At 64.2% G+C, this 4,342-nt stretch carries 5 protein-coding genes; all 5 read left to right on the top strand.

Annotated features, from left to right (window positions below; all coding sequences use genetic code 11):
- The coding region (locus EN906_RS24380; RefSeq protein WP_164777322.1) for a GMC family oxidoreductase at window positions 1-1,425 on the top strand (1,425 nt) is incomplete at its 5' end.
- Entirely contained in the window at window positions 1,422-1,685 is a 264-nt protein-coding gene (locus EN906_RS24375; RefSeq protein ID WP_127269730.1) for a hypothetical protein, read from the top strand. The genes EN906_RS24380 and EN906_RS24375, both read left to right, overlap by 4 nt.
- Complete coding sequence (locus tag EN906_RS24370) at window positions 1,682-2,443, top strand: 3-ketoacyl-ACP reductase (RefSeq protein ID WP_127269732.1); 762 nt, start codon at window positions 1,682-1,684, stop codon at window positions 2,441-2,443. The genes EN906_RS24375 and EN906_RS24370 overlap by 4 nt, the downstream gene beginning before the upstream one ends.
- 12 nt (window positions 2,444-2,455) lie before the next feature.
- A complete protein-coding gene (locus tag EN906_RS24365; RefSeq protein WP_127272322.1) occupies window positions 2,456-4,084 on the top strand; it encodes a GMC family oxidoreductase N-terminal domain-containing protein in 1,629 nt (542 codons plus the stop codon).
- 17 nt (window positions 4,085-4,101) lie between these two features.
- Window positions 4,102-4,342, top strand: a 241-nt coding sequence (locus EN906_RS24360) for a Dabb family protein (protein ID WP_164777321.1), incomplete at its 3' end; no start/stop codon positions are given.

The raw sequence follows: 4,342 nt of genomic DNA, 5'->3' as shown, positions 1-4,342 counted from the left end.
GCCTCGATCCTGATGCTGGAGCGCGGCGAGCCGTTGCCGGCGACGCCGCACGCGCGCGACACGCGCTCGATCTTCGTCGACGGCCATTACAGGCCGAAGGAGATGTGGCGTGAGGCCGGCGGCGCCGCCTTCAACCCCGGCAATTATTACTATGTCGGCGGCAATTCGAAGTTCTACGGCGCGGTGCTGATCCGCTACCGCAAGGAGGACTTTGCGGCCATGGAGCATTTCGGCGGAGTCTCTCCGGCATGGCCGTTCACCTATGACGAATTCGAGCCCTGGTATTCGAAAGCCGAACAGCTGTTTCGCGTGCGCGGTGCACTGGGCGAGGATCCGACCGAGCCGTTCCATTCGATCCCCTACGCCTACAAGCCGGTGCCCGACGAGGCACCGATCGCCCGCGCCCGCGCCGAGCTGAAAAACCTTGGCCTGCATCCGGCCTCGCTGCCGCTCGGTGTCGACATCGACACCTGGCTGAAGGAGGGCAAGACCGGCTGGGATGCTTTCCCGAACACCGGCCAAGGCAAGGTCGACGCACAAACGGGACCGCTGACGGCGGCCCTCACCGACCAGAACATCAAGCTCGAAACCGGCGCCTACGTCGAATATCTCGAAGCCTCGCCAGACGGCACGACGATATCAGCCATTCACTACCGGCAGAATGGCGAGCTGAAGAAAGTATCACCGAAGCTGGTCATCCTCTCGGCCGGCGCGGTCAACTCCGCTGTCATCCTGCTGCGCTCGCCCACATCGGATGGCAAAGGCCTAGCCAACCGCGCCGACCAGGTCGGCCGCAATTTCATGAACCACAATTCCAGCGCCATGCTGGCGATCGACCCGCGCCGTCGCAACGATGCCGTCTACCAGACGCCCTTGATGCTGCACGACTATTACCTGTCCGACGGCAAGGGCGGCAAGCCGCTGGGGAACGTCCAGTTGCTCGGCAAGATCGACGGCAACATGCTGCGGGCCAATGTCAAATACACGCCGGGATTCGCGCTCGATTTCATGGCCGGCCACGCCGTCGACTGGTACCTGATGTGCGAGGATCTGCCCGATCCGGAAAGCCGCATCATGGTCGACGGCAAGGACATCGTCATGCAATGGCGGCGCTCCAACATGCGGTCGCTCGACGGGCTGACCAAGGTGATGCGCGAAAATTTCCGCGCCTGCGGTTATCCCATCGTTCTGTCGCGCCCCTTCGACAAGCGCACGCCGTCGCACCAATGCGGCACGATAAAGATGGGCGACGATCCGGCGACGGCGGCGCTCGACCCTTACTGCCGCTCCTTCGACCACCGGAACCTCTTCGTCGTCGACGGAAGCTTCTTGCCCAATTCGGCCGCCGTGAACCCGGCGCTGTCGATCGCCGCCCAGGCAATGCGCGTTGCCGATCACATCCGCAAGGTGGAGCTTACGGCATGATCGGTTTGCGCCGCCCCTCATCCGCCTGCCGGCACCTTCTCCCCGTAAACGGGGAGAAGAAAGCTGGTCGCAACCTCGGCGATCCTTTGGCGATTGGCGAGAACGGCGGCGCGAGCGTCCTTCTCCCCGTCACTATACGGGGGGTTGAGGAGTGGTCCGCGCAGCGGACGAAAAGCCAACTGCTTGGCTTTTCGAACGACGAACGCTCCGGCAGGGCGATGAGGGGCGGCGCTGACATCCGCAAGGCTAGCTTCCAATGACCCGCCCCTCCGCCATCGTCACCGGCGGCGCGCGGGGCATTGGCCTTGCCTGTGCCCAGGCGCTGGCGGATGGCGGCTACGATATTCTGGTCGCCGACCTTGCCGAAACAGCCGCTGACGGACTTGCCGCCGACATCACCAAGCGTGGCGCGAAATTTGCCTACATCCAGTGCGACATCGCCGATCTCGCCAGCCACACCGCACTTGTCGATGCCGCGATGCGCGCCTTCGACCGTATCGATTGCCTGGTCAACAATGCCGGCGTCGGCGCCGTGGTGCGCGGTGACCTCTTGGACCTCAAGCCGGAGAATTTCGACCGCACGCTCGGCATCAATCTGCGCGGCACTGTGTTCCTCAGCCAGGCCGTGGCCAAGGCGATGCTCGCCGCGCCAGGCGATCCCCCGAAATCAATCATCACCATCACCTCGGTCAGCGCCGAAATGGCATCGCCGGAGCGGCCGGACTACTGCATCTCGAAAGCCGCACTTTCGATGTGGGTGAAGAACCTGGCGCTGCGGTTGGCTCCCGAAAACATAGGCGTGTTCGAGGTGCGGCCCGGCATCATCCGCACCGACATGACCTCAGGCGTGACCGCCAAATACGACGCCCTCATCGACGGTGGTCTGGTGCCGGCAAAGCGCTGGGGCGAAGCATCGGATATCGGTGCGGTGGTGGCAACGCTCGCCGGTGGCAAGCTCGGCTTTTCGACCGGCTCGATCATCAATGTCGACGGTGCGCTCTCCGTGGCGCGACTGTAAATGGATGGTTTCATGACCGACTACATCATCGTGGGCGCCGGGCCGGCCGGCTGCGTTCTGGCCAACCGGCTGAGCGAGGATCCGGGCAACTCGGTCTTGCTGCTCGAAGCTGGCGGCAAGGACTGGCATCCCTATATCCACATGCCGGCGGGCTTCGCCAAGATGACGAAGGGGATCGCCTCCTGGGGCTGGTCGACCGTGCCGCAGAGAAACATGAAGGACCGCGTCTTCTGGTACACGCAGGCCAAGGTGGTCGGCGGCGGCTCGTCCATCAACGCCCAGATCTACACGCGCGGCAACGCCCGCGATTACGACGCCTGGGAGAAGGAAGAGGGCCTCGCCGGCTGGGGCTATCGCGATGTGTTGCCCTATTTCAAACGCGCTGAGAACAACCAGCGCTACGCCAACGATTTTCACGGCGACCAGGGGCCGCTCGGCGTCTCGAACCCGATTGCGCCGCTGCCGATCTGCGAAGCCTATTTCCGTGCCGGCCAGGAGATGGGCATCCCCTTCAACCCGGACTTCAACGGCGCTGCCCAAGAAGGCGTCGGCTACTACCAGCTGACCCAGAAGGATGCCCGGCGCTCGTCCGCTTCAGTCGCCTATTTGAAGCCGATCCGCGCCCGCAAGAACCTGACCGTCCGAACCGATGTGCTGGTGACGCGCATCGTCGTCGAGAAGGGCCGCGCCATCGGCGTCGAATTGGTCGACAGGCCAGGCGGCGAGAAGAAAATCCTGCACGCCGAGCGCGAGGTGATCGTCTCGTCCGGCGCCATCGGCTCGCCGAAACTCCTGATGCAGTCGGGCATCGGCCCCGCGGACCATCTGAAGTCGGTCGGCGTCACGCCGGTGCATGACCTGCCCGGCGTCGGCTCCAACATGCAGGACCATCTCGATCTGTTCGTCATCGCCGAATGCACCGGCGATCACACCTATGACAACTACGCCAAGCTGCACCGCACGGCCTGGGCCGGCCTGCAATATCTGCTGCTGAAGAAGGGGCCGGTGGCCTCCAGCCTGTTCGAGACCGGCGGCTTCTGGTACGCCGACCCGACAGCCGCCTCGCCCGACATCCAGTTTCATCTCGGCTTGGGCTCCGGCATCGAAGCCGGCGTCGAGAAGCTGAAAAACCCCGGCGTCACCCTGAACTCGGCTTTCCTGCGGCCGCGCTCGCGCGGCACCGTGCGGCTGAAGAGCGCCGACCCGGCCGACCATCCGCTGATTGATCCGAACTACTGGTCCGATCCCTATGACCGCGCCATGTCGATCAAGGGGCTGCGGCTGGCCCGCGAGATCATGCGGCAGAAGGCGCTTGCCCCTTACGTGCTGCGCGAGGTGCTGCCCGGCCCGTCGCTCGCCAGCGACGACGAGCTGTTCGACTATGCCTGCCGCAGTTCCAAGACCGACCACCATCCGGTCGGCACCTGCCGCATGGGCCATGATGATATGGCTGTCGTGACGCCGGATCTGCGGCTGCGCGGTATCGAGGGCCTGCGCGTCTGCGATGCCTCGGTGATGCCGCGCGTGCCTTCATCCAACACCAATGCGCCGACCATCATGGTCGGTGAAAAGGGCGCCGACCTGGTCCTTGGCCGCGAGCCGCTGCCGCCGGCGGTGTTTTCCGGAAACCGGGCTGCTTAGCCACTGAGGGGTAAGATATGATCAGGCACTGTGTTTTCGCTAGATTCCGCAATGATGTCGCCACCACCGAGCGCATGGCGATCCATTCCGATCTCGAGGCGCTTCGACAGGTGATCGACGGCATGGACGCCGTAAAATTAAGCGCCAATGTCAGCCCGGAGCCGTTCGCACGCGGCTTCACCCACGGCTTCACCATCGATTTCCGCGATGCTGCCGCGCGCGATGCCTATCTTGTGCATGAAGCGCACCAGCGCGCCG

Source organism: Mesorhizobium sp. M7A.F.Ca.CA.004.06.1.1 (assembly GCF_003999135.1).
Lineage (GTDB): Bacteria > Pseudomonadota > Alphaproteobacteria > Rhizobiales > Rhizobiaceae > Mesorhizobium.
Note: the sequence above shows the minus strand (reverse complement) of the source record. Positions and strands in the feature narration are given on the sequence as shown.

Coding starts and splice junctions, on each gene's coding strand:
- EN906_RS24375 (WP_127269730.1), top strand. CDS start 1,422: ATGATCGGTTTGCGCCGCCCCTCATCCGCCTGCCGGCACCTTCTCCCC.
- EN906_RS24370 (WP_127269732.1), top strand. CDS start 1,682: ATGACCCGCCCCTCCGCCATCGTCACCGGCGGCGCGCGGGGCATTGGC.
- EN906_RS24365 (WP_127272322.1), top strand. CDS start 2,456: ATGACCGACTACATCATCGTGGGCGCCGGGCCGGCCGGCTGCGTTCTG.